Origin of the sequence: Cryobacterium flavum (assembly GCF_900103805.1) — a bacterium.
GTDB classification, from domain to species: domain Bacteria; phylum Actinomycetota; class Actinomycetes; order Actinomycetales; family Microbacteriaceae; genus Cryobacterium; species Cryobacterium flavum.
In genome coordinates this window covers 73,879-97,057 of sequence record NZ_FNIB01000010.1, presented here as the reverse complement: position 1 = coordinate 97,057, position 23,179 = coordinate 73,879, and the positions used below count along the sequence as shown (strand labels likewise).

19 protein-coding genes and 1 tRNA gene are annotated in these 23,179 nt (G+C 65.1%); 16 read left to right on the top strand and 4 right to left on the bottom strand.

Going from position 1 to position 23,179, the window contains the following annotated elements; all coding sequences use genetic code 11:
- Positions 1-14 precede the first annotated feature (14 nt).
- Together nudC and BLS91_RS14830 are read left to right on the top strand one after the other, a co-directional pair.
- Positions 15-998 (top strand): NAD(+) diphosphatase, encoded by a 984-nt coding sequence (gene nudC / locus BLS91_RS14835; protein WP_092341524.1) that lies wholly within the window; start codon positions 15-17, stop codon positions 996-998.
- A gap of 2 nt (positions 999-1,000) precedes the next feature.
- On the top strand, positions 1,001-2,710 hold the full coding sequence (locus BLS91_RS14830; RefSeq protein WP_092341523.1) for an ATP-dependent helicase: 1,710 nt from the start codon (positions 1,001-1,003) through the stop codon (positions 2,708-2,710).
- On the opposite strand, the gene BLS91_RS14825 is transcribed toward BLS91_RS14830, so the two are convergent.
- The 3 genes from BLS91_RS14825 to BLS91_RS14815 all read right to left on the bottom strand — a co-directional run bounded on the left by BLS91_RS14825 (position 2,601) and on the right by BLS91_RS14815 (position 6,051).
- Positions 2,601-3,446, bottom strand: coding sequence for a TOMM precursor leader peptide-binding protein (locus BLS91_RS14825; RefSeq protein WP_134505248.1), 846 nt, complete (start codon positions 3,444-3,446; stop codon positions 2,601-2,603). The genes BLS91_RS14830 and BLS91_RS14825 overlap by 110 nt on opposite strands.
- A gap of 140 nt (positions 3,447-3,586) precedes the next feature.
- Entirely contained in the window at positions 3,587-4,597 is a 1,011-nt protein-coding gene (adhP, locus tag BLS91_RS14820) for an alcohol dehydrogenase AdhP (RefSeq protein ID WP_092341549.1), read from the bottom strand.
- 152 nt (positions 4,598-4,749) lie between these two features.
- Positions 4,750-6,051 carry a zinc-dependent metalloprotease gene (locus BLS91_RS14815; protein WP_092341548.1) on the bottom strand — a complete coding sequence of 434 codons (1,302 nt, stop codon included), beginning with the start codon at positions 6,049-6,051 and terminating at the stop codon, positions 4,750-4,752.
- A gap of 210 nt (positions 6,052-6,261) precedes the next feature.
- On the opposite strand from BLS91_RS14815, the gene BLS91_RS14810 reads away from it, so the two are divergent.
- The 14 genes from BLS91_RS14810 to BLS91_RS14750 all read left to right on the top strand — a co-directional run bounded on the left by BLS91_RS14810 (position 6,262) and on the right by BLS91_RS14750 (position 22,295).
- The gene (locus BLS91_RS14810; protein WP_092341521.1) at positions 6,262-7,365 is read left to right on the top strand and encodes a YlbL family protein; all 1,104 of its coding nucleotides are present in this window, start codon (positions 6,262-6,264) and stop codon (positions 7,363-7,365) included.
- Positions 7,366-7,498: 133 nt separating this feature from the next.
- Positions 7,499-10,414: a UPF0182 family membrane protein gene (locus BLS91_RS14805; protein WP_241983102.1), complete on the top strand. Its 2,916-nt coding sequence runs from the start codon at positions 7,499-7,501 to the stop codon at positions 10,412-10,414.
- Between the two features lie 221 nt (positions 10,415-10,635).
- Positions 10,636-10,709 (top strand) — tRNA-Met (locus BLS91_RS14800).
- 81 nt (positions 10,710-10,790) lie between these two features.
- Entirely contained in the window at positions 10,791-10,916 is a 126-nt protein-coding gene (locus BLS91_RS20980) for a hypothetical protein (RefSeq protein WP_255410030.1), read from the top strand.
- Positions 10,917-11,144: 228 nt separating this feature from the next.
- Positions 11,145-12,107, top strand: a complete 963-nt coding sequence (gene iolC, locus BLS91_RS14795; protein WP_092341520.1) for a 5-dehydro-2-deoxygluconokinase — start codon at positions 11,145-11,147, stop codon at positions 12,105-12,107.
- Complete coding sequence (locus BLS91_RS14790; RefSeq protein WP_092341519.1) at positions 12,104-12,985, top strand: class I fructose-bisphosphate aldolase; 882 nt, start codon at positions 12,104-12,106, stop codon at positions 12,983-12,985. Before iolC ends, BLS91_RS14790 begins: the two co-directional genes overlap by 4 nt.
- Positions 12,986-13,021: 36 nt before the next feature.
- Positions 13,022-14,482 carry a CoA-acylating methylmalonate-semialdehyde dehydrogenase gene (locus BLS91_RS14785; RefSeq protein WP_092341518.1) on the top strand — a complete coding sequence of 487 codons (1,461 nt, stop codon included), beginning with the start codon at positions 13,022-13,024 and terminating at the stop codon, positions 14,480-14,482.
- A 59-nt stretch (positions 14,483-14,541) separates the two neighbouring features.
- Positions 14,542-15,495 (top strand): 5-deoxy-glucuronate isomerase, encoded by a 954-nt coding sequence (gene iolB / locus BLS91_RS14780; protein WP_092341517.1) that lies wholly within the window; start codon positions 14,542-14,544, stop codon positions 15,493-15,495.
- 11 nt (positions 15,496-15,506) lie between these two features.
- The gene (gene iolD / locus BLS91_RS14775) at positions 15,507-17,393 is read left to right on the top strand and encodes a 3D-(3,5/4)-trihydroxycyclohexane-1,2-dione acylhydrolase (decyclizing) (protein WP_092341516.1); all 1,887 of its coding nucleotides are present in this window, start codon (positions 15,507-15,509) and stop codon (positions 17,391-17,393) included.
- A 124-nt stretch (positions 17,394-17,517) separates the two neighbouring features.
- Positions 17,518-18,516, top strand: a complete 999-nt coding sequence (locus BLS91_RS14770) for a Gfo/Idh/MocA family protein (RefSeq protein WP_092341515.1) — start codon at positions 17,518-17,520, stop codon at positions 18,514-18,516.
- Positions 18,513-19,412, top strand: coding sequence for a TIM barrel protein (locus tag BLS91_RS14765; RefSeq protein ID WP_092341514.1), 900 nt, complete (start codon positions 18,513-18,515; stop codon positions 19,410-19,412). The genes BLS91_RS14770 and BLS91_RS14765 overlap by 4 nt, the downstream gene beginning before the upstream one ends.
- Before the next feature lie 80 nt (positions 19,413-19,492).
- Positions 19,493-20,464 carry a sugar ABC transporter substrate-binding protein gene (locus tag BLS91_RS14760; protein ID WP_233197405.1) on the top strand — a complete coding sequence of 324 codons (972 nt, stop codon included), beginning with the start codon at positions 19,493-19,495 and terminating at the stop codon, positions 20,462-20,464.
- Positions 20,461-21,501 (top strand): ABC transporter permease, encoded by a 1,041-nt coding sequence (locus BLS91_RS14755; protein WP_092341512.1) that lies wholly within the window; start codon positions 20,461-20,463, stop codon positions 21,499-21,501. Before BLS91_RS14760 ends, BLS91_RS14755 begins: the two co-directional genes overlap by 4 nt.
- Entirely contained in the window at positions 21,498-22,295 is a 798-nt protein-coding gene (locus BLS91_RS14750; RefSeq protein ID WP_092341511.1) for an ATP-binding cassette domain-containing protein, read from the top strand. The genes BLS91_RS14755 and BLS91_RS14750 overlap by 4 nt, the downstream gene beginning before the upstream one ends.
- 87 nt (positions 22,296-22,382) lie before the next feature.
- Here the strand turns inward: BLS91_RS14750 and BLS91_RS14745 are convergent, their stop codons facing one another.
- Positions 22,383-23,105, bottom strand: coding sequence for a GntR family transcriptional regulator (locus BLS91_RS14745; RefSeq protein WP_369827293.1), 723 nt, complete (start codon positions 23,103-23,105; stop codon positions 22,383-22,385).
- Between the last annotated feature and the right edge of the window lie 74 nt (positions 23,106-23,179).

Genomic DNA, 23,179 nt, shown 5'->3' with positions numbered 1-23,179 from the left:
CTCGGAGATTCACCATGTCGTTCACTTTCACGACGCGGTTGCCGCTGTCTCGGCACGCGATCGACCGCGATCATCTCAGCCGTGGCGTTCCCGGGCTGTTCGACCAGCTCTGGGCGGATGCCGCCACCCGCGTTCTGCCCGTCTGGCACGGTAAAATTCTGCTCGCGCCAAAGGACCACACCGGCGCCGTGCACCTCGCCCTGCTGTCGCCGACGAGCCTGCCGATGAGTGCACAGAACCCGAGCCTGCGCGTCTACCTGGGCCGGTCGCTCTCGACCGACCTGCCCGAAGCATTCGGGACGCAAATCGTCGCCGTGCAGCTCGATGATGCCGCCGCTGTCGGCCTCGAGTCCGATTCCACGCGCTGGGTCGGCCTGCGCACGGTCGCGACCGTGCTGGATGACCGTGACGCCGGCCTGTTTACCGAGGCCCTCGGCGTGCTCAACTGGCACGCCTCACACGCTCACTGCCCGCGCTGCGGCGCCGCAACTGTGGTCGAAGAGGGCGGTTGGGTGCGTCGCTGCCCGGTCGACAACAGCCAGGTTTTTCCGCGCACAGACCCGGCCGTGATCGTGCTCATCACCGACGCCGACGATCGCATTCTGCTCGGCTCCAACGCTATGTGGGAGAACAACCGATATTCGTTGCTCGCGGGTTTCGTCGAACCCGGCGAGGCCCTGGAATCGGCCGTGATCCGCGAAATGTTTGAGGAATCCGGCCTGAGGGTCACCGACCCGGCCTATGTCGGCTCGCAGCCGTGGCCGTTTCCGGCCTCGGTCATGTGCGGGTTCACGGCCCGGCTAGCCGACGACCAGCCCGCCCACGACCTGCTGCCCGATGGCGCCGAGATTCTGGCGCTGCGCTGGTTCAGCCGGCAGGAACTGCAGGACGCCGGCGAGTGGATGCTGCTGCCCGGCCCGTCCTCGATCGCGCACGCCATGATCGAGCGCTGGCTCGGCGCCCCGCTGCCCGCCGCGACGGAACTGATCCGACCGTGACGGTGACCGCCGATTCCTTACTGAAAGGCCTCGACGAGCAGCAGCGGATTGCCGCCGAAGCGCTGATCGGCCCGGTCTGCATGCTCGCCGGGGCCGGCACCGGCAAGACCCGCGCCATCACCCACCGCATCGCGCTCGGCGTGCTGACCGGCGCCTATGCTCCCAACCGGGTCATGGCGCTCACCTTCACGAGCCGCTCGGCCGCCGAACTGCGCGGTCGTCTGCGGCAGCTCGGCGCCGGGGGAGTGGCCGCGCGCACCTTCCACGCCGCCGCGCTGTCCCAACTGAACTACTTCTGGCCGCACGTCGTCGGCGGGCAGGCACCACGCATCCTTGACGGCAAGGGGCGCATTCTCGGCCACGCCGCCGAAGCCCTGCACCTTAAAATCGACACCGCCACCCTGCGCGACCTCGCCGCCGAGGTGGAATGGCGCAAGACCAGCGGCCTGAGCATCGAGCAGTACGCTGCCGGCATCGCCAGACGCAGCCTGCCCGGTCGGCTCGATGTGGACCAGGTGGTCGCCCTGCAGCAGACCTACGAGAAGCTCAAAGACGATCGCAAACAGATCGACTTCGAAGACGTGCTGCTCGCCATGGCTGGCATGATCGAGGCCGAACCGTCGGTGGCACTGCAGGTGCGCGAACAGTACCGATTCTTCGTCGTCGACGAATACCAGGACGTCTCCCCGCTTCAGCACGACCTGCTCGCACTCTGGCTCGGCGACCGCCGCGACCTCTGCGTCGTCGGCGATGCCAGCCAGACCATCTACTCCTTCGCCGGCGCCCGCAGCGACTACCTGCTCGACTTTCCCAAACACTACGAGGACGCCACCGTGGTGCGGCTTGAGCAGAACTACCGGTCAACGGCGCCGATCGTGGCCACTGCCAACCAGCTCATGCGCGGCCGTTCCGGCGCGCTGACCCTGCACGCCGCACAGTCCGACGGCGGCCCCGATCCGACAGTGCGCGGCTATGCCTCCGATATGGCCGAGGCGCGCGGCGTCGCCGAGCAGATCCTGCATCTCATCGACACCGGCACCAAACCCGAAGACGTGGCCGTTCTGTTCCGGGTCAACGTGCAGGCCGCGCTGCTCGAAACGGCGCTGACCGAGGTGGGGGTGAGCTACCAGATTCGCGGGGCCAAACGGTTCTTCGACCTGCCGGAGGTGAAGCAGGCGGTGATGAGCCTAAGGGCGGCATCCGTTTCGATCGTCGGGGAACCGCTGTTCAAGTCGGTCAGCGACGTGTTGCGTTCGCTCGGCTGGAGCCAGACGGCGCCGGAGACGCGCGGCGCGGTGCAGGCTCGGTGGGAATCCCTCAATGCCCTGATGGGGCTGGTCGACCAAGCCGCACCGGGAACCACATTTCGCCAGTTCACCGACGAGCTGATGGAACGCCAGGCCGGCCAGCACGAACCGACCGTGTCGGCCGTGACGCTCGCCACGATGCACTCAGCTAAGGGCCTCGAATGGGATGACGTGTTCGTGGTCGGGCTCAGCGAAGGTCTCGTGCCGATCAGCTATGCCAGCACCTTCGATCAGATCGACGAGGAACGTCGTCTGCTCTACGTCGGCATCACCCGGGCCCGCCGCCGACTCGCGCTCAGCTGGTCGTCGTCGGGTGTGCAGGCTCGCGCGCCTCGGGAACGGTCTCGTTTTCTGCAAGAGCTTGGCAGCCGCACCGCTCGTGGAGCCGGTGCTCGCTCCGCGTGACGGTACCGGTGACGGCGTCGATGCTCAACGACCGGGCGAACACCGCTGACCGGCCCGTCTCCAGGCGATCCTGTACGAGCCCGGCCACTCGGGCGGCCACCTCAAAACTCAGCCTGGGCGTTTCACTCGGGGCCTGTCGCGGGGCCAGCTGGCAGGCCATGGCCGGCCATGCCGGATCAGTGTCAACGTGTGCCAGTTCCAGGCAGGTCAGGCAGGGCCCCTGGCCCGGTTCGACCAGCGGCCCGACCCGCGCCGCGCTGTCGCTGAACACCACCGGAAGGTGCGGAATATCACGGCGCAGCCAGTGTCCGTGACGCTCGGGTGAGAAAACGTACTGCCCGACCAGCACGGCCAGGTCGGGTTCGTCGCCGGGCAGCGGATCCTCGATGCCGAGGTTGGACAGCAGGGTGCGCACCCGAAAAGCGGTCGGCCCGACGCCGTCAACGAGCACGGTGCGGGGCAGGGGCGTGACCGTGGGTTCTGCATCGTCCGGCACGTACAGCAGTGCCGGCTCGAGCAGTTCGAGCAGGTGCGCCACCTCCGCAGCGGATGCCCCGGCGAGGGTTCCCAACAGCAGCGCACCCGATCGATGCACCCCAGCAGTGAGGGCTGACAGCACGGCTTCGTGGGCGAGAGTGAGCCCGCCGATCGTGACGATGGCGTGGTCCACGCCGAGTTGGACGCAATCCGGTGTGCGCCAGACCAGTGGGTATCGTGGGTTCAGTCGGAGGGCCATGCCGACATGATGACGCACCTGGCCAGAACGCGGAGAAGTTATCCACAGGCACACCAGAGGTGCGGGCGCGACCACGCTCGAACATTGGGATTCGAACGTATCCGCAGCCCGCACCTCAGTGCAGATCGTGGTGGGGCAACCTAGTAGCGGATGACCACGCGACCGTCGATCTTGCCGTGCTTCATCTCGTCGAGTACCTCGTTGACCTCGTCGATGCGGCGTTCGGAGACCGTGGGGTGAATCTGGCCGCGCGCGTAGAACTGCAGGGCTTCTTCCATGTCCTGGCGGGTACCCACGATGGAGCCGCGAATAGTAAGGCCCTTGAGCACGATGTCGAAGATCGGGGCTGGGAAGTCTCCCGGCGGCAGGCCGTTGAAGACGATGGTGCCGCCACGACGGGTCATGCCGATTGCCTGGCCGAAGGCGGCCGGGTGAACCGCGGTCACGAGTACGCCGTGCACTCCGCCGGTGGCTTTCTGAATGGCGGCGACCGGGTCTCCGTCAAGAGCATTGATCACGAGTTCGGCGCCGTGCTTGCGCGCGAGCGCGAGCTTGTCGTCGGCGATGTCGACGGCGGCAACGCGCAGGCCCATCGCCTTGGCATACTGCACGGCGATGTGACCGAGGCCACCGATGCCGGAGATGACGACCCACTGGCCCGGACGGGCCTCGGTCATCTTGAGGCCCTTGTAGACGGTGACGCCGGCGCACAGCACCGGGGCGATTTCGATCGGGTCGGCGCCGTGAGGAATGCGCACGGCGAAGCGGGAGTCGACGAGCATGTACTGTCCGAACGAACCGTCGACGCTGTAGCCGCCGTTCTGCTGCGCTTCGCAGAGGGTCTCCCAGCCGGTACGGCAGTACTGGCAGCTGCCACACGCGCTCCAGAGCCACGCGTTGCCGACCAGGTCGCCGACGGCGAGGTCATCGACGCCGGCGCCGAGGGCGACGACCTCGCCGACACCCTCGTGGCCGGGAATGAATGGCGGGCTCGGCTTGACCGGCCAGTCGCCCTCAACGGCGTGCAGGTCGGTGTGGCAGACACCGCTGCTGATCAGTTTGACCAGGGCCTGGCCGGGGCCGGGGGTTGGTACCGGTACCTCATCGATGGTGAGGTTCTGGCCGAACTCGTGCACGACGGCCGCGTGCATGGTCGTGGGCACCCGGGTGGATTTTTTCGGATCGCTCTCGGTAATCGTCATTGCCAAACTCCTTCGTTTGGGACATTTCGTCCGTTGCACGACGGTAGATCAGCAAAGGTTGCCGCAACGTTGCGACCCCCCCTGAGGGGTAGAAAAGTGTTCTATTCCTCGTGCGGGCGCTCGGCACCGTCATCGCGCAGCAGGTCTTCGAGAGCCTGGTCGACGTCGTCGAGCACGTCGGGCTCGCCACGAGCCGCACTCGTGAGGCGAGCAATGAGCTTCTGGGGATCGTCGATGTCCTGCTCGGTGGGCAGCAGATCGGGGTGCGACCAGAGCGCGTCGCGCGCTTCGTTACCCACGGCATCCGTCACGGCCTGCCACATGGCAGCAGCCTCCCGCAATCGGCGCGGGCGAAGCTCAAGACCGACGAGGGTCGCGAAGGCGGATTCGGCTGGGCCACCGGAGGCTCGGCGGCGTTTGACCGTCTCGGCGATGGCATCCGCTTTGGGCAGTCGGATGGTGGCGCGAGCGGTGACGATGTCGACCCACCCTTCGACCAGGGCGAGCATCGTTTCGAGGCGGGCCAAGGCTGAAATCTGTGACTCGTCCTGTCGCTGGATGAGCGAACCGTCGACCATGGCCTGACGCAGGTCTTCCGGGTTCGACGGGTCGAAGCTTCCGGCGAGTTCTTCGAGCCGGCTGGAGTCGATACTGATTCCGCGCGCGTAAGCGGTGACCGCGCTGGTCAGGTGCAGGCGCAGCCAGCGGGCATGACGAAACAGACGGGCGTGGGCGATCTCGCGCACGGCCAGGTAGATCTGCACCTGGTCTGCGGGAACGTCGAGGCCGTTGCCGAAGTCGGCAACGTTCTGGGGGAGCAGTGCAGCCTGCTGCTCGCCGAGCAGCGGAATGCCGACGTCGCCGCCGCTGACGACCTCGCTGGCGAGCTGGCCGACGACCTGGCCGAGCTGCATGGCGAACAGGGTGCCGCCGATACTGCGCACGAGCTGGCTCGCGTTGGCGACCATGCCCTGCATCTCCTCGGGCACCTGCTCGGCGAAGACGCGGGTCAGAGAGTCGGAGATGCTCGTGGCAACGGGTTCGGCCAGCTGAGTCCAGAGCGGCATGGTCGCGGTGACCCATTCGCGGCGGGTCATGAGGCGTGGTTCAACGGTCAGTTCGGCCACGGAGATGACGTCATCGAGCCAGAGCGCCGCAATGTGAAAGGCCTGACGCAACTGGGTCTGCTGCTCATCGGTCGCCATGAGCTGGCCGTTGGCCGCTCGCTGCTGGCCCTGGGTGAGCGCAATCTCCCAGTCCACGCCGGTGCCCTGGGAGTTCATGGCACCCTGGAGCTGTTGCATGAGGGCGGCCACGCTGGCCGGATCGTTCGGCAGGCCGGCAGCACCGGCAAGCTGGCTCGGGTCGATTCCGCTCTTGCCGCTCAGAATGTCGCGCAGCATGTCACGAAACTCGTCGCTCGGCTCGTTCGGGTTCTGATCGTTCGGGGGTAGGGAATCGTCGGCCACTTCAGGCCCCTCTCAGTTGCATACTTCTACGCTAGTGCGAGTAGCCCGCTCGGGGCTGGGAAATATCCTAGGCTGAAGGGCTTGCTGTGCGCCCGTCGCGAACACGACCCGTAACCAGACCAGTACCAACACGGAAGGAGCACGGTGGCTCTCTTCACCCATGACTCACCGGCACCCACCAGTGCACGGCGCCGGCGCCCATCGTTCGGCTGGATGGCGCTGTTGATCGCACTCGTCGCCGGGGTGATCCTGGGTATCATGCCGGCCCCCTACGTCATCGAGAAGCCGGGCCCGGTCTTCAACACCCTCGGCTCTGCCACCGACGCCGATGACGTCGAAACGCTGCTCATCACCATCCCCGACGAGATGGTCTACCCGACCAAGGGCACGCTGGATCTGCTCACCGTGTCGTTGCTCGGCAATCGGGAGAACCGCCCGAGCTGGCTCACGGTTGCCGGAGCCTGGCTCGATCCGAGCGAGGCCGTACTGCCCATTGATCAGGTCTTTCCCGAGAACGTCAGTACCGAGCAGCGCGACGCGCAGTCGAGCGCCGACATGATCAATTCCCAACAGGATGCCATCGCCGCCGCACTCACGCACCTCGGCTACGACTACCCCACGACGGTCACGGTGGTCAGCCTGCCCGATGGTTCTCCGGCCGCGCGAGTCATCGAGCGCAAGGACCAGATCGCCGCGGTGAACGGCCAAGCGGTGGCCAATGTCGCCGAACTGCGCGCTGCCCTGCAGGTCAACGGCGCTGATAAGGCGGCGAGCATCGACATCCTGCGCGGCGGTGTCGCGCAAACCGTCTCGGTCACGCCGATCGACAACGACGGAACGGTGGTGGCCGGAGTCAACGTGTCGGTCACCTATGACTTTCCGTTCGAGGTGCAGATTCAACTCGACAAGGTCGGCGGCCCCAGTGCCGGGATGATGTTCGCGCTTGGCATCATTGACAAGCTCACCCCTGGCCAGTTGCAGGGCGGCGAAAACGTGGCCGGCACCGGAACCATCGATCAGTCCGGCGCGGTGGGACCGATCGGCGGCATCCAGCAGAAACTGCACGGCGCACTTGAGAGTGGGGCAACCTGGTTTCTGGCCCCAGCGGACAACTGCGACGAGGTGACCGGCAATATCCCCGATGGTCTGACCGTGTTCTCGGTTTCGACGCTCGATCAGGCGCTCACGGCCCTCGAGGGAATCAAGACCGGCGACACGAGCGACCTGCCCACCTGCCCGGTTAAATAGCGAAAGATCATAGTCCCCTCGACGCGTGGCAGTGATGACTCTCTCAGGGGCGCTTAAGTAAGATGGAGGCTGACCCTGATCATGTAGTCAATGATCACCCTGTACCCAACGACTGAGCGCAAGAGGCCAATTCGTGAGTTCATCAGCAGCCGACAACGCCCCACGGCGCAGCCGAGCCCCGCTAGCAATCACCGCAGCAATTATCGCAGGGTTGGTGATCCTGTTCTTTATCTTCGCCGGACTGTATACCGATGTGTTGTGGTTCGACCAACTCGGGTTCCTTAATGTGCTGACCACCCAGTGGATCGCCGGCAGCGTGCTGTTCCTGATCGGGTTCGTCGCCATGGCCGTGCCGGTGTGGGTGAGCATCCAGCTGGCCTACCGCCTGCGCCCGGTTTACGCGAAGCTCAACTCGCAGCTTGATCGCTACCAGCAGGTCATTGAGCCGTTGCGTCGCCTTGCGATGTACGGTATCCCCGCCCTGCTCGGCCTCTTCGCCGGTGTGGCCGCAGCCACCCGCTGGCAGACCGTGCTCATGTGGCTCAACCGCACCGAGACCGGGCGCGTTGACCCGCAGTTCAACTTTGACATCTCCTTCTATCTGATGGACCTGCCGTTTTACCAGGCCGTGCTCGCCTTTGCATCCGCTGTGGTGCTCATCGCGGCCCTCGTCACGGTCGCGACGAGCTACCTCTACGGTTCCATTCGGGTGTCCGGCCGCGAGGTGCTCATCTCCAAGGCAGCACGTGTGCAGATCGCCGTCACTGCGGCGCTGTACCTGTTGCTGCAGGCAGTGAGTATCTGGTTCGACCAGTACTCCACCCTCACCAACCAGGGTTCGCTCATTACCGGTGCCGGCTACACCGACGTAAACGCCACCATCCCCGGCCGTGCGATTCTGGCCGGCATCGCCGCCGTCGTCGCCCTGCTCTTCATTCTCACGGCCATCATCGGCCGCTGGCGCCTGCCGGTCATCGGAACCGCGCTGCTGATCGTGTCGAGCCTGCTGATCGGCTCGCTCTACCCCTGGGTCGTCGAGCGCTTCCAGGTGGAGCCGAGCGCCAAGGCCCTCGAGGCCCCGTATATCGAGCGCAATATCGACCTCACGCGTGATGCCTACGGCGTCGCCAACATCGAGGAGATCGCCTACGACGCGAAGACCACCGCCGAGCCGGGCGCCCTGCGTGCCGACGCCGCGACCACCGCGAACATCCGTATCCTCGACCCAGCACTGGTGAGTGACTCGTTCGGCCAGCTCGAGCAGTTCCGCCAGTACTACCAGTTCCCGAATAATCTCGATGTCGACCGCTACATGATCGACGGCGTGTCGCAGGACACCGTCGTCGCCGTTCGTGACCTCAACCTTGACGGCCTGAACACCGGTAACACCTGGGTCAACTCGAAGACCGTCTACACCCACGGCTATGGTGTGGTGGCCGCTTACGGCAACCAGCGCTCGGTCGACGGGCAGCCCGTGTTCCTCGAATCCGGCATTCCCACGAGCGGTGCGCTCGGTGATTTCGAACCGCGCATCTACTTCGGCGAGACCTCGCCCGAGTACTCCATCGTCGGCGCCGAAAACGGCGTCGATCCGATCGAGCTGGACTATCCGTCGGGCACCGAGGGTGCCGGGCAGACCTATACGACGTTCTCCGGCGACGGCGGACCGAAACTCGACAACGCGTTCAAGAAGCTCATCTACGCGCTCAAGTTCCAGTCCGAGCAGATCTTCCTGGCCGCGTCGGTCAACGACAAGTCAGAGATTCTCTACGATCGTGACCCGGTGACCCGCGTGCAAAAAGTTGCGCCGTACCTGACACTGGACTCCGACGCCTACCCTTCGGTCGTCGACGGGCGCGTGAAGTGGATCGTCGACGGGTACACCACGTCGGCGAGCTACCCGTACTCGACCCCGGTGAGCCTGAGCGACGCCATCGCCGACACGCAGACGCCGGCTCAGCCGTATGCGCTGGACAGCATCAACTACATGCGCAACTCGGTCAAGGCCACGGTTGACGCCTACAGCGGCGAGGTCACCCTCTACGCCTGGGATGACACCGAGCCGCTGCTGCAGACCTGGCAGAAGATCTTCCCCTCCACGCTCAAGCCCATGAGCGAGATGAGCGGCGACCTGATGAGCCACGTGCGCTACCCGGCCGACCTGTTTAAGGTGCAGCGGGCCATCCTCGGCCAGTATCACGTCACCGATCCGGGTTCGTTCTACTCCAAGGACGACGCGTGGATCTCGCCGAACGACCCCGACTCGCCCGCGACCAACCCCACCCTGCAGCCGCCGTACTACCTCACCATGCAGGTACCCGGATCGGACAAGCCGTCGTTCTCGATGTACTCCACTTTCCAGCCGGAAGCGACCGGTGAATCCAGTCGTAACGTGCTCTACGGCTACCTCGCCGTGGACGCCGACGCTGGATCAGTAGACGGTGTCAGAGCGGATGGTTATGGCCAGCTGAGACTCCTCAACCTGCCCAAGGACGGCACCGTGCCCGGTCCCGGCCAGGTGCAGAACGTCTTCAACGCCGACCCGACCGTCTCGACCGAGCTCAACCTGCTGCGGCAGGGATCGTCGACCGTGCTGAACGGTAACCTGCTAACCCTCCCGGTCGGTGGCGGACTGCTCTACGTGCAGCCGGTCTACGTGAAGTCAACGGGTGAGACCAGCTACCCGCTGCTGCAGAAGGTGCTCGTGGCCTTCGGTGATCAGATCGCATTCGAAGATACCCTGAACGGTGCCCTCGACGTACTGTTCGGCGGCGACTCTGGTGCGACGGCCGGTGACACGGCCGTACCGGACACGGCTGCCACGGGTGGTGCGACCGGTGAGACGCCGGCCACGGGCACGGACGTGCCCAGCACCTCGACCGGTGATCCGGCAACGGATGCTGAACTCAAGTCGCTGCTCGCCGTCGCCAAGACCGCGATTGCCGACAAGGCAACCGCACTCGCCGCCGGCAACTTCGCCGACTACGGCACGGCGGACGCCAAGCTCTCCCAGACGATCGCGAGCATGCTCGCCCTGCTCGGCGAGTAGTTCGACCCCGAACAACCGGACGCAAGCCCTCACCCGTCTCGGGTGGGGGCTTGCGGCCTTTGTGCGCTGCGCCGCGGGAGGGGGCTTTTGAATATTTTCCTTGCGGCGAGCCATTCCATGGTGTTTGATGCCATTAGAGATGCAGATTCGGTGCCCAATTGGCGATATCAACCCAAAGTGGTCAACCGTGCTTTCAGGGTGTGCTAAATTTGTTCTTGTAGCGCGGGGTGGAGCAGTTCGGTAGCTCGCTGGGCTCATAACCCAGAGGTCGTAGGTTCAAATCCTGCCCCCGCAACAGATGCCCCCGGAACCCTTGGTTCCGGGGGCTTTTTCGTGCCGGTCTCCTTATCCGTGGCAGTGCCGTACCGTTGCCGTCATGAGCAATGACGCGACCATGGCCATCGACACCGAGCTGGCCGATGCGCGAGCAGCCACCACCTTTGTGGCCGGCGGGCAGCATCCGTTTAGTCGTCGCTGCACCCTACGCGACAACCATCGGTGATGACGACGCTGCGAGCGTTGTCTCCGGGAGTCTCGCCAACCTCACGGGCTGGGCGACGGGGCGAACGACGCGGAGCATTTCTTCAGCTGAGACACCCGTTCCGGCGGCACCGCGCTGGCTCTGAAAAACTTATTGTGAATATGTCATGACATTAAGCTCAATGGGCGCTACTGTGGAGGAACGGCGACAAGCCGACCACTTCTAGTTCAGAAAGTTGTACATCGGCGTATGACGACTTCACCGCGATCCCCCCACGACGTGCTCACGATCGGCCGCGTCGGCGTTGATATCTACCCGTTGCAGGACGGTGTCGGCCTCGAAGATGTCTCGACCTTCGGCAAGTACCTCGGGGGCAGCGCCACCAACGTCGCCGTCGCGGCTGCGCGCCACGGACTGAACTCAGCGGTGATCACCCGCACCGGAAACGACCCGTTCGGCAACTACATTCACCAGGAGCTCCGCCGCCTCGGCGTGAGCGACGAGTTCGTCTCCGGCGTGCCCGACCTGAACACGCCGGTCGTGTTCTGCGAGATCTTTCCGCCGGACGACTTTCCGCTTTATTTTTACCGGGCACCCAAAGCTCCCGACCTCGTCATCAATGCAGACGAACTCGACCTCGAGGCCATCAAGAACGCCCGCATCTACTGGTCGACCGTCACCGGCCTCAGCGAAGAACCCAGCCGATCCGCTCATTTCGCGGCCTGGCAGGCTCGTGGTCGCAGCCCGCTGACCATTCTCGACCTCGACTACCGGACCATGTTCTGGGCCTCGCCGGAGGAAGCGAGCGCTCAGGTTTCGCTCGCGCTCGGCCAGGTGACTGTTGCCGTCGGCAACAAGGAAGAGTGTGAAGTCGCCGTCGGCGAGACCGAACCGCTTCGGGCCGCCGACGCACTGCTCGAACGCGGCATCGAACTGGCCATCGTCAAGCAGGGTCCCAAGGGCGTGCTCGCGAAAACGCGCACCGAAACCGTCGAGGTGCCGCCGTACTTCGTCGACGTCGTCAACGGCCTCGGCGCAGGCGACAGCTTCGGCGGGGCACTCTGCTTCGGCCTGCTGCAGGACTGGCCGCTGCGCCGTATTCTGCAATTCGCCAACGTGGCCGGCGCCATCGTGGCCGGCCGCCGCGAATGCTCGACAGCAATGCCCACGACCACGGACGTTGAAGAAATTCTGAAGGGACTGTCAGCATGACCACGCTGGACTTCGACGCCCTGCGGCATGCCCGCGCGACGCAGCCCGAGCGCATCGGCGAAATTCTTGCCAGCCGCACCCGCCGCGAGCTGATTCGCGGCGACGGGCGCCTGTTCATCGTGGCCGCCGACCACCGCGCCCGCGGTGCGCTCGGTGTGCGCAACGATGCCAACGCCATGGCCAACCGCTATGACCTGCTTGAAAGCATCGCCACCGCGCTCTCCCGCCCGGGCGTCGACGGCGTGCTGGGCACCCCCGACATCATCGACGACTTGGCCCTGCTCGGTCTGCTCGACGACAAGATCGTGGTCGGTTCGATGAACCGCGGCGGGCTCTGGGGTTCGTCGTTCGAGATGGACGACCGCTACACCGCCTACGACATCGACAAAATCAAGCGCGACCGGCTCGACTTCGCCAAGAACCTCGTGCGGATCAACCTCGAAGACGCCGGCTCGCTGGCTACCCTCGAGGCGACAGCGCTCGCCGTCAGCGAAGCGGCCAAGTGCGGCATTCCCATTATGCTCGAACCGTTCATGAGCTCCTGGGCCAATGGTCGCGTCAAGAACGACCTTACAACGGATGCCGTCATCCTCTCGATTGCCATCGCCGAGGGCCTCGGCAACTCCAGCGCCTACTCGTGGCTGAAGCTGCCGGTCGTTGCCGACATGGCTCGCGTTATGGCCGCCACCACCCTGCCGACCCTGCTCCTCGGCGGTGACCCGGTCGGCGAACAGGAAGAAACGTTCGACTCCTGGCGGAACGCCCTCGGGCTGCCCGGCGTGCGCGGCCTCGTTGTGGGCCGCAGCCTGCTCTACCCGAGCGACGGCAACGTCGAGGCGGCCATCGATACCGCTGCCGAACTCGTGCACGGCGCCTGAAACGTTCATTCACTCTCGTTCAGAAAGAAGACCACTATGCCCGGAACAACCACGGATTTAGCCCTCGTCGCGCACTGGATCAACGGAAAGGAGCAACCAGGAATCTCCGGTCGCACCGCCCCGGTTTACGACCCCGCCCTGGGCACGGTCAGCAAAAACGTGTCGCTCGCCGACCAGGCCGAGATCGCAGCCGCCATCGCGAGCGCCAAGGCCGCCTTCCCAGCCTGGCGCGACCTGTCGATCGCCAAGCGCCAGCAGGTACTATTCAGCTTTCGCGAACTGCTGAACGCCCGCAAGGGCGAGATGGCCGAGATTATCACCAGCGAGCACGGCAAGGTGATTTCCGATGCCCTCGGTGAGGTCTCCCGCGGCCAGGAGGTCGTGGAATTCGCCTGCGGTATTCCGCATCTGCTCAAGGGCGACTACTCCGAAAACGTCTCCACCGGCGTCGACGTGTACTCCACCCGCCAGGCCCTCGGCGTTGTCGCCGTGATTAGCCCCTTCAACTTTCCGGCCATGGTTCCCATGTGGTTCTTCCCGCTCGCCCTCGCGGCCGGCAACACGGTCATCCTCAAGCCGAGCGAGAAAGATCCGAGCTCGGCCATCTGGATGGCCAAGCTGCTCAAGGAAGCAGGCCTCCCCGACGGCGTGTTTACCGTGCTGCAGGGCGACAAGGAGTCCGTCGACGGCCTGCTCGAGCACCCCGATGTGAAGGCCATTTCCTTCGTTGGTTCGACCCCCATCGCCCAGTATGTCTACGAGAGCGGCACTCGCCACGGCAAGCGCGTGCAGGCCCTCGGCGGAGCCAAGAACCACATGCTCGTGCTGCCAGACGCCGACCTCGACCTTGTCGCAGACTCGGCCATCAACGCGGGCTGGGGCAGCGCGGGGGAGCGCTGCATGGCCATCAGCGTGATCGTCGCCGTCGAACCGGTCGCCGACGTGCTGATCGAAAAGATCGTGACCCGCATGAACACCCTCACCGTTGGCGATGGCCGCCGCTCCTGCGACATGGGCCCGCTCGTCACCGAGGTGCACCGCGACAAGGTCGCCAGCTACATCGACATCGCCGCCGCAGACGGCGCCACGATCGTCGTCGATGGCCGCGGCATCGAGGTGAACGGCGACCCGAACGGATTCTGGCTCGGCCCGACCCTGATCGACGCCCTGCCCGTCACCTCCAAGGCCTACACGGAGGAGATCTTCGGACCGGTACTCTCAGTGGTACGCGTGGCAAGCTACGAAGAGGGCGTCGACCTGATCAACTCCGGAGCGTTCGGCAACGGAACCGCCATCTTCACCAACGACGGCGGCGCGGCCCGCCGTTTTCAGAACGAGATCGAGGTGGGCATGATCGGCATCAACGTTCCGATCCCCGTGCCCGTGTCGTACTTCTCCTTCGGCGGTTGGAAAAACTCACTGTTCGGCGACATCAAGGCCCACGGCGTTGAGGGCGTGCACTTCTTCACGCGCGGCAAGGCCATCACCAGCCGCTGACTCGACCCGAGCCACGGCGGCATCAACCTCGGCTTCCCGCAGAACGCCTAGGCCCCGCCATGACAACGCCATCCGCTGCCCCTCACCCGCGCGACTGGTTCTACGCCCGGGGCTCCCTCGAGCGTGACGGCTGGGAAACCGTCGTCGACACCGCAATCAGCGGATGGCGCTACACCGGCATCCGCGTCGCCGCGGTGTCCGAGGGTGGCTCAGCACAGCTGGCGGCGGAGGCCGTCGAACGCATCGTAGTGCCCCTCGCCGGGGCGTTCACGGTGCGCTACACCCTCGCGGGGGAGACCGAGCCGCGGGTGCAGGTTCTCGCGGGACGGGCATCCGTTTTTCACGGCCCGACCGACACCCTCTACCTGCCCACCGGAACCGCGCTGTCCATTGAAGGTGCGGGCCGGGTGGCGGTGGCCGAAGCGCCGACCGATCAGGCGCTGCCGGTGGCGTATATCCCCAAAGCGGATGTCCCGATCGAGTTGCGCGGGGCGGGTCGCTCCAGCCGCCAGGTGCACAACTTCGGCACCCCGGCCAGTCTCGCGGCCGACCGGCTGATCGTGTGTGAGGTGATTACGCCGGCCGAGAACTGGTCGAGTTACCCGCCGCACAAGCACGACGAGCACCGGGAGGGCGTGGAGTCGAGGCTCGAGGAGATCTACTACTTCGAGAGCAACGTCACCCGAGGCCAGGTCGCGCCGGAGACGGCGCGCCCGTTCGGTCTCATGCGCACCTATTCATCCGAAGCCGGAGATATCGACATCTCGGCCGAAGTGCACACCGGCGACGTTGCCCTCGTGCCCTTCGGCTGGCACGGCCCCTGCGTTGCAGCGCCCGGCTACGACCTCTATTACCTCAACGTGATGGCCGGCCCTGACCCCGACCGCTCGTGGCGCATCAGCGATGATCCGGCGCACGGCTGGATTCGGGGCACCTGGTCGGGCCAGGAGTTCGATTCCCGGCTTCCTTACACTTCAGAACCCGCAGTACTCCGAAAGGACACACCAGCGTGACAACCCGACGCATGACAGTCAGCCAGGCACTCATCGAGTTCCTCGCCCACCAGTACACCGTGGACGGCGATGTGCGCCAACGCACGATCGCGGGCACCTTCGGCATCTTCGGACACGGAAACGTCGCCGGCATCGGCCAGGCCCTCAAGCAGCTGTCCGTGGACGACCCAACCCTCATGCCGTATCATCAAGCGCGCAACGAGCAGGGAATGGTGCACGAATCGGTGGCTTTCGCCCGGATGCGCCGACGTCGGTCGACCTTCGCCTGCACCGCCTCGGTCGGCCCCGGTGCCACCAATATGCTGACCGGGGCCGCCCTTGCCACGATCAACCGGCTGCCCGTGCTGCTGCTGCCGTCCGACACCTTCGCCACCCGGGTGGCCGACCCGGTGCTGCAGCAGTTGGAACTGCCGCACGACGCGAGCATCAGCGTGAATGATGCCTTCAAACCGCTGTCGCGCTTCTTCGACCGGGTGCAGCGCCCCGAACAGCTTTTCTCGGCCGCGATCGGCGCCCTGCGGGTGCTGACGGACCCCGTAGAAACCGGCGCCGTCACGCTGTGCCTCCCCGAGGACGTGCAGGCACAGGCTCTGGACGTGCCGGTGGAGTTTCTTGCTGATCGGGAGTGGCGCATCCGTCGCCCCCGGCCGGATCGGGGCGTCATCGACCAGGTCGTGCGCGCCATCCGTGAGGCCAAGCGCCCCATGATCGTGGCCGGCGGCGGCGTCATCTACTCCGACGCCGCAGCGGCGCTCGCCGCCTTCGCCCTGCACACCGGCATTCCGGTTGGCACCTCGCAGGCCGGCGTCGGTTCCCTCGTCTGGGACCACCCGCAGAGCCTCGGCGCCGTGGGCGCCACCGGAACGACAGCCGCCAACCGCATCGCCCGGGACGCCGACCTCATCATCGGAATCGGCACTCGGTACAGTGACTTTACGACCGGCAGCCGCACCGCGTTCCAGCATCCCGGCGTGCGCTTCGTCAACATCAACGTGGCGTCCTTCGACGCGATTAAGCATGGCGCAGCCATCGCGGTGGTAGCGGATGCCCGGGAAGCGCTGCTGGAACTCACCGAGGGTCTCGATCGCTACCGGGTCGACGCCGAATTTGCCGATCGCATCCGCTTGGAGAAAGCGGAGTGGAACGCGGTGGTCGACGAGGCCGTCACCCCGAGTGGTCGGCCGTTGCCGGCCCAGTCGGAAATCATCGGCGCGGTGCAGCACGCCGCAGACCCGCGCGACGTGGTCGTCTGCGCGGCCGGCTCGCTGCCCGGCGACCTGCACAAGCTGTGGCGGGTGCGAGATGAACTCGGCTACCACGTTGAATACGGCTTCTCCTGCATGGGCTACGAGATTGCCGGGGGCATCGGCGTGCGCCGGGCTGCCCCCGACCGTGACGCGATCGTCATGGTCGGCGACGGCTCGTACCTCATGATGCACACCGAGATCGTGTCGGCGGTGGCTGAGGGCGTCAAAGTCATCATCGTGCTGGTGCAGAACCACGGCTACGCCTCGATCGGTCATCTGAGTGACACCGTGGGGTCGCAACGGTACGGCACGCAGTATCGTTTTCGCGACACGGCCCACAACAACTTTGAAACGGATGCGACGCTGCCGATCGACCTGGCGGCCAACGCGGCCAGCCTGGGTATTTCAGTGATCAGGGTCGAGCCCGGGCCAGACGCCATCGCTGATCTGGCCGCGGCCGTGGCCAGGGCGAAGGCCTCCGTGACAGCGACGCTCATTCATGTCAACAGTGACCCCCTGCTGTTCTCACCGGACACGGAGAGCTGGTGGGACGTTCCTGTGGCCGAGGTGTCGGTCCTGGACAGCACGACGCAGGCGCGCCGTGATTATGTGGCGCAACGTGAGAATCAACGCCCCTATCTGGGGTCCTAGCTCATCCGACCAAGATTTGTAAGTATGTTAAGACAAAGCCTTGACGACCGCTTGGCAAGCGTATACCGTGGTCAAAAGCAACAACATTAGGACATTAAAACAAACTCAATGTGGAGGCTATAAAGTGCGATTCGTAGTTCTGGGAGCCGGCAGGATCGGGCTCTCTCACGTCGGCACGTTGAAGGCGCAGGCCGAAGTCACCGACCTGCTGATCGCGGATCTCGATCCGGCCCGCGCTGCGTCCGCGGCGGCCTCGGTCGGCTCGGCCTCCGCCACGATCGACGAGGCGTTCGCCTCGAAGCCAGACGGCATCGTCATTGCCGCGCCGACCTCGGCCCATGCCGAGCTCATCGTGCGGGCCGTGCGCGCCGGCATCCCGACGTTTTGCGAGAAGCCCCTCGCCGAGAATCTCAGCTCGAGTATCGCGCTCGTCGAGGAGGTCGAGCGTCACGACATTCCCGTTCAGATCGGGTTCCAGCGCCGTTTCGACGCCGGCTACACCGAGGCCAAGCGTGCCCTGCAGAACGGTGACATCGGCGAACTGCGACGGATGCACGTGCTGACCTGCGACCCGACGCCGCCCCCGGCCGAGTACATTCCCACCAGCGGAGGAATTTACCGCGACTGCCACATTCACGACTTTGACATTCTGCGCTGGGTCACCGGCCGCGAGGTCGCTACGGTCTTCGCGACCGGTGCCAACCGCGGCGCCTCCTTCTTCGGTGATGCCGGTGACGTTGACGAATCCGCTGCTCTGCTGACACTCGATGACGGAACCCTGGTTACCGTGCAGGGTTCACGTTACAACGGTGCCGGCTACGACGTGCGCATGGAACTGTCCGGAAGCCTCGGAAACCGTTCGGTCGGAATCGACGAGCGCGTTCCGCTGACCAGTGCAGAGCCGGGCGTCAGCTTTCCCAGAGAGTCTGCCTGGCCCAACTTTCAGGAGCGGTTCGCTTCCGCCTACGCTGCGGAGCTGGCCCGATTCGTCACCGTCGCCGCGGGCGAGACCGTCAGCCCGTGCACCCCTCGGGATGCACTGGAAGCGCTGTACATCGCCGAGGCCGCCGAACTGTCCCGTGCCGAGGGACGCCTGGTGCGCCTCGATGAAGTCAGGCGATGACCGTGGCAGAAGCATCCGTTCATCTCCTGAGCCGCATCGCTGCCGCACCGATTTCCTGGGGGGTCTGCGAGGTTCCCGACTGGGGGTTTCAGCTCGCGCCTGAGCGTGTTCTCGGTGAGATGCGCGACCTGGGCGTCGTGGCCACCGAATTCGGTCCCGAGGGTTTTCTTCCGTCTGGTCCGATCGACAAGGCCGAAACCTTGGCGGCTGCCGGTCTGAAGGCCGTCGGTGGTTTCGTTCCGATTGTGCTGCACGACGCGGGAAACGACCCGGTTCCGGCTATCGAGGCCGAACTCGACTCGTTTCTGGCAGCGGGGGCGACCCGCCTCGTTCTCTCGGCCGACACCGGTCAGGTCGGCTACGACTCCCGCCCGACGCTGAGCGAGCAGGAATGGGACACACTTCTCGCCAACCTCGATCGGCTCGTGCAGACCGCGGCCGCCCGCGGCGTGGTGGCCTCGATTCACCCCCACGTCGGAACAATGATCGAATCGAGCCATGACGTCGAGCGGGTATTGAACGGCTCACAGATCGGGCTGTGCCTCGACACCGGACACCTGCTCATCGGCGGGACCGACCCGGTCGAACTGGCCCGCGACAACGCCACTCGGATCAGCCACGTGCACCTCAAAGACGTGCGCCGAGCCCTGGCCGAGAAGGTGCAGCGCAAGGAACTCACCTACACCGATGCGGTGCGCCAGGGCCTGTACACACCGCTCGGTACCGGTGACATTGACATCCGGGCAATTGTCACCTTCCTCGAAGGGGCCGGCTATGCGGGCTACTACGTGCTCGAGCAGGACACGATCCTGACCGAGAACCCGGCAGAGGGCCAGGGCCCACTCGCGGATGTGCGCACCAGCATCGATTTCATCGCCGGTTTGGCGACTCCCTAAGACTCTTCACGACCGACATCACAATCCGCACCACACACGGCACCGCCTCAGTCACAATGTATCCAATGGAGGATCCACTTATGAAGCTCAAATCTCGCTGGATGGCGGCGCTCGTCGTCCTGCCGCTCGCCCTCACCGGTTGCACGTCCACAACGAACACGGCAGCCACCACCGACGCTGCGGCCTCGGGCGACCCGGTCACGATCGCCGTCGTAACCCACGGCTCCCCGGGAGACACCTTCTGGGACGTCGTCAAGAGTGGTGCGGAGCAGGCCGGAAAAGACCTCGGCGCCACTGTCACCTACCAGGGCGATGGTGACCCGGTCAAGCAAAGCCAGCTCATCGACGCCGCCGTTGCGACTCACCCCGACGGTCTGATCGTCTCGATGGCCAACCCGGACGGCGTCAAGAACGCCGTCGAAAAGGCCGTCGCCGCCGGTATCCCGGTGATCACGATCAACTCCGGCCTGGAACAGTCCCGGGAATTCGGTGCCCAGACCCACGTCGGTCAGAGCGAGTTCATCGCCGGTCAGGGTGCGGGCGAGCAGCTCGCCGCTGCCGATGTCAGTAACGTCATCTGCGTCATTCACGAGGCCGGCAACACCGGACTGGAAGAACGCTGCAAGGGCGCAGCTGACACCCTCGGCGGTAGCGTCACCAACGTTCAGGTCGACGTCGCGAACGTCGCCGACGCCCAGAACACGATCAAGAGCAGCCTTCTGGCTGACCCGTCCATCGATGGCGTCCTCACCCTGAACCCGGGTATCGCTGTAGCGGCCAGCCAGGCGATCGAAGAAGCGGCCAGTTCGGCGAAACTCGCGACCTTCGACGTGTCCTCCGACGTCACCCAGCTCATCCTCGACGGCAAGATTCTGTTCGCCGTTGACCAGCAGCCGTACTCCCAGGGCTACCTGCCGGTGACCTTCCTCACCCTGCAGGCTCGCAATGGCGACGTCGTCGGTGGCGGCATGCCGGTCTACTCCGGCCCCGGCTTCGTCACCAAGGACAACGCGGAGCAGGTCGCGAAGTTCGCGAAGAATGGAACGCGATGACCCGTACCGCACCCGCGGTTACCGACGAACGGATTAAGCCCGCCGGTCTGATCATCACGCTGCTGCGCCGACCCGAGGTCGGCGCGGCGGTGGCCGCCCTCGCCATCTTCATCTTTTTCTCGGTCTCGACCCAGGCCTTTCTGACTCCTGCCGGCGTGGCCACCTGGCTCTACTCGGCATCACTGTTCGGCATCATGGCCGTCGCCGTGGCCCTGCTCATGATCGGCGGGGAGTTCGACCTCTCCGCCGGGGCCATGGTCGGTACGACCGGACTCATCGTCGGAATCGTCACGACCGAGTGGGGCGTCAACATCTGGCTCGCCCTCGTGATCGCCTTGGCGATCGCACTGGCAATCGGTGCGGCGAACGCCTTCGTGGTCATGAAGACCGGGCTGCCGAGCTTCATCGTCACCCTCGCCACCTTCTTCATTCTGCAGGGGGTGAACCTGGCGGTCACCAAGATCATCACCGGTACGGTCTCCATTCAGGGCATGAGCGCCGTACCCGGCTTCGATGCCGTCAAGGTATTCTTCGGTTCCTCGTTCGCACTCCTTGGCATGGACGTGAAAATCTCCATCGTCTGGTGGATCGCCCTAACCGCGCTGGCCACCTGGATTCTGCTTCGTACCCGCTCGGGAAACTGGATCTTCGCGGTCGGTGGCCAGATCACCAGCTCGCGCCAGGTGGGCGTGCCGGTCATGAAGGTCAAAATGGGCCTCTTCATGACCACGGCTGGCGCTGGTTGGCTCGTCGGAATGCTCCAGCTGTTCGACGTGTCAACGGTGCAGGCCACGACCGGCATCGGCCAGGAGTTCATCTACATCATCTGCGCTGTTGTTGGCGGTTGCCTGCTGACCGGCGGCTACGGATCGGCCATCGGTGCCGCTCTGGGTGCCCTGATCTACGGCATGACCCTGCAGGGCATCGTGTTCGCGCAGTGGGACAATAACTGGCTCAAAGCGTTCCTCGGTGGCATGCTGCTGCTTGCCGTACTCGTCAACCTCTATGTACGCCGCCAGGCAGGAGTTCGCTCATGACAGACGCACAGGCATCCGCTGACCCGCCGATTCTTGAAGTTCGGGACATCGGCAAGACCTATGGTTCCATTCTGGCGCTGCAGGGTGTGTCGGCCTCGGTCGGTGTCGGTGAGGTCCTCTGCGTTCTTGGGGACAACGGTGCCGGCAAGTCCACGTTCATCAAGATTCTGTCCGGGGCCCACGCGCACACCCACGGCAAGCTCCTCGCTTATGGGGTCGAGCGCACCTTCGGCAGCCCGCGTGAAGCCCTGGATCTGGGCATCGCGACGGTGTATCAGGACCTGGCCGTAGTTCCGCTCATGCCGGTCTGGCGCAACTTCTTTTTGGGCTCCGAGCTGACCCGAGGTTTTGGTCCGTTCAGCCAGCTGGACGTCAAGGGGATGCGCCGGATCACCAAGGAAGAGCTGGCCAAGATGGGCATCGACCTGCGCGACGTCGACCAGCCCATCGGCACCCTGTCGGGTGGTGAGCGCCAGTCGGTGGCCATCGCCCGAGCCGTGTACTTCGGCGCGAAGGTCGTTATCCTCGACGAGCCGACCTCGGCTCTGGGCGTCAAGCAGGCCGGCGTTGTGCTGAAATACATCGCCCAGGCGCGCGACCGCGGCCTTGGCGTGGTATTCATCACGCATAACCCGCACCACGCCTATCCCGTCGGTGACCGGTTCCTGCTGCTCAAACGCGGAACCAGCCTGGGGGACTTCAAGAAGAGCGAGATTACCATCGAGGAGATGACGAAGCTCATGGCTGGCGGAGCGGAACTCGACGCCCTCGCCCACGACCTCGCCCGCGCCTGAACCACGCTGGCTGCACAAAGAATTCTGGCCGTCTGACCTTGGGGGGTCAGGCGGCCAGTCTTCGTTGCACGGTTTCCGAAACGCTGGCTATTTTTCGACCAGGGTCACTTCGAAGGAGTAGAGGTCGGGGCGGTAGCAGTGCTGCCCGAACTCAACGGCGCGGCCCGAATTATCGAAGGCCGTGCGGTCCATCGTGAGCAGGGCTGAGCTCTTCTCGATCTCCAGTAGCGCTGACTCTTCGGCGGTGGACTTGCGGGCGCCGATGTGCTGGCGGGCCACCCGCATCGTCACGCCGCGTGAACGCAGCACCTGGTAGAGGCCGTGGGCGACGAGATCAGTGGGCTCGATACCGATGAATTCCGCTGGGAGCCAGTTTTCCATTACGGCGACGGGCACGTCGTCGGCCAGGCGCACGCGGCGCAGGTGCAACGTGGGGCTGCCCTCGTCGACGCCGAGACGCTCGGCGGTTTTCGCATCCGCTGGCTGGGATTCGAGCGTGAGCAGGTGGGTGGACGGCACCTTGTGCGTGTTGGTGAGGTCGTCGTAGAGGCTGGTCAGCTCGACTCTGCGGGTGACCTGGCCGTGCACGACCTGGGTGCCGATGCCGCGGCGACGTACCAGCAGACCCTTGTCGACGATTTCCTGGATGGCGCGGCGCACGGTGGGCCGGCTGAGGCCCAGTCGCTGGCCGAGCGCGACCTCGTTCTCGAGCCGTGACCCGGCGGGCAGTTCACCGCTCAGGATGGCCTTTTCGATGCGCTGCGAAACCTGAAAGTACAGGGGAATCGGCCCGGATCGCTCCAGATCCATGAACATTCCCATAGGGAGGACGTTTTCTTCCTGCGCGCTCACCTGACACCTCACTGACAAGCCAAGAGCTTTGG

What these genes read in the sequence shown, in the direction of transcription:
- nudC (WP_092341524.1), top strand. Translation starts at nt 15, where the DNA reads ATGTCGTTCACTTTCACGACGCGGTTGCCGCTGTCTCGGCACGCGATC.
- BLS91_RS14825 (WP_134505248.1), bottom strand. Translation starts at nt 3,446, where the DNA reads ATGGCCCTCCGACTGAACCCACGATACCCACTGGTCTGGCGCACACCG.
- adhP (WP_092341549.1), bottom strand. Translation starts at nt 4,597, where the DNA reads ATGCACGCGGCCGTCGTGCACGAGTTCGGCCAGAACCTCACCATCGAT.
- BLS91_RS14815 (WP_092341548.1), bottom strand. Translation starts at nt 6,051, where the DNA reads ATGCTGCGCGACATTCTGAGCGGCAAGAGCGGAATCGACCCGAGCCAG.
- BLS91_RS20980 (WP_255410030.1), top strand. Translation starts at nt 10,791, where the DNA reads ATGAGCAATGACGCGACCATGGCCATCGACACCGAGCTGGCCGATGCG.
- iolC (WP_092341520.1), top strand. Translation starts at nt 11,145, where the DNA reads ATGACGACTTCACCGCGATCCCCCCACGACGTGCTCACGATCGGCCGC.
- BLS91_RS14790 (WP_092341519.1), top strand. Translation starts at nt 12,104, where the DNA reads ATGACCACGCTGGACTTCGACGCCCTGCGGCATGCCCGCGCGACGCAG.
- BLS91_RS14785 (WP_092341518.1), top strand. Translation starts at nt 13,022, where the DNA reads ATGCCCGGAACAACCACGGATTTAGCCCTCGTCGCGCACTGGATCAAC.
- iolB (WP_092341517.1), top strand. Translation starts at nt 14,542, where the DNA reads ATGACAACGCCATCCGCTGCCCCTCACCCGCGCGACTGGTTCTACGCC.
- iolD (WP_092341516.1), top strand. Translation starts at nt 15,507, where the DNA reads ATGACAGTCAGCCAGGCACTCATCGAGTTCCTCGCCCACCAGTACACC.
- BLS91_RS14765 (WP_092341514.1), top strand. Translation starts at nt 18,513, where the DNA reads ATGACCGTGGCAGAAGCATCCGTTCATCTCCTGAGCCGCATCGCTGCC.
- BLS91_RS14760 (WP_233197405.1), top strand. Translation starts at nt 19,493, where the DNA reads ATGAAGCTCAAATCTCGCTGGATGGCGGCGCTCGTCGTCCTGCCGCTC.
- BLS91_RS14755 (WP_092341512.1), top strand. Translation starts at nt 20,461, where the DNA reads ATGACCCGTACCGCACCCGCGGTTACCGACGAACGGATTAAGCCCGCC.
- BLS91_RS14750 (WP_092341511.1), top strand. Translation starts at nt 21,498, where the DNA reads ATGACAGACGCACAGGCATCCGCTGACCCGCCGATTCTTGAAGTTCGG.
- BLS91_RS14745 (WP_369827293.1), bottom strand. Translation starts at nt 23,105, where the DNA reads ATGGATCTGGAGCGATCCGGGCCGATTCCCCTGTACTTTCAGGTTTCG.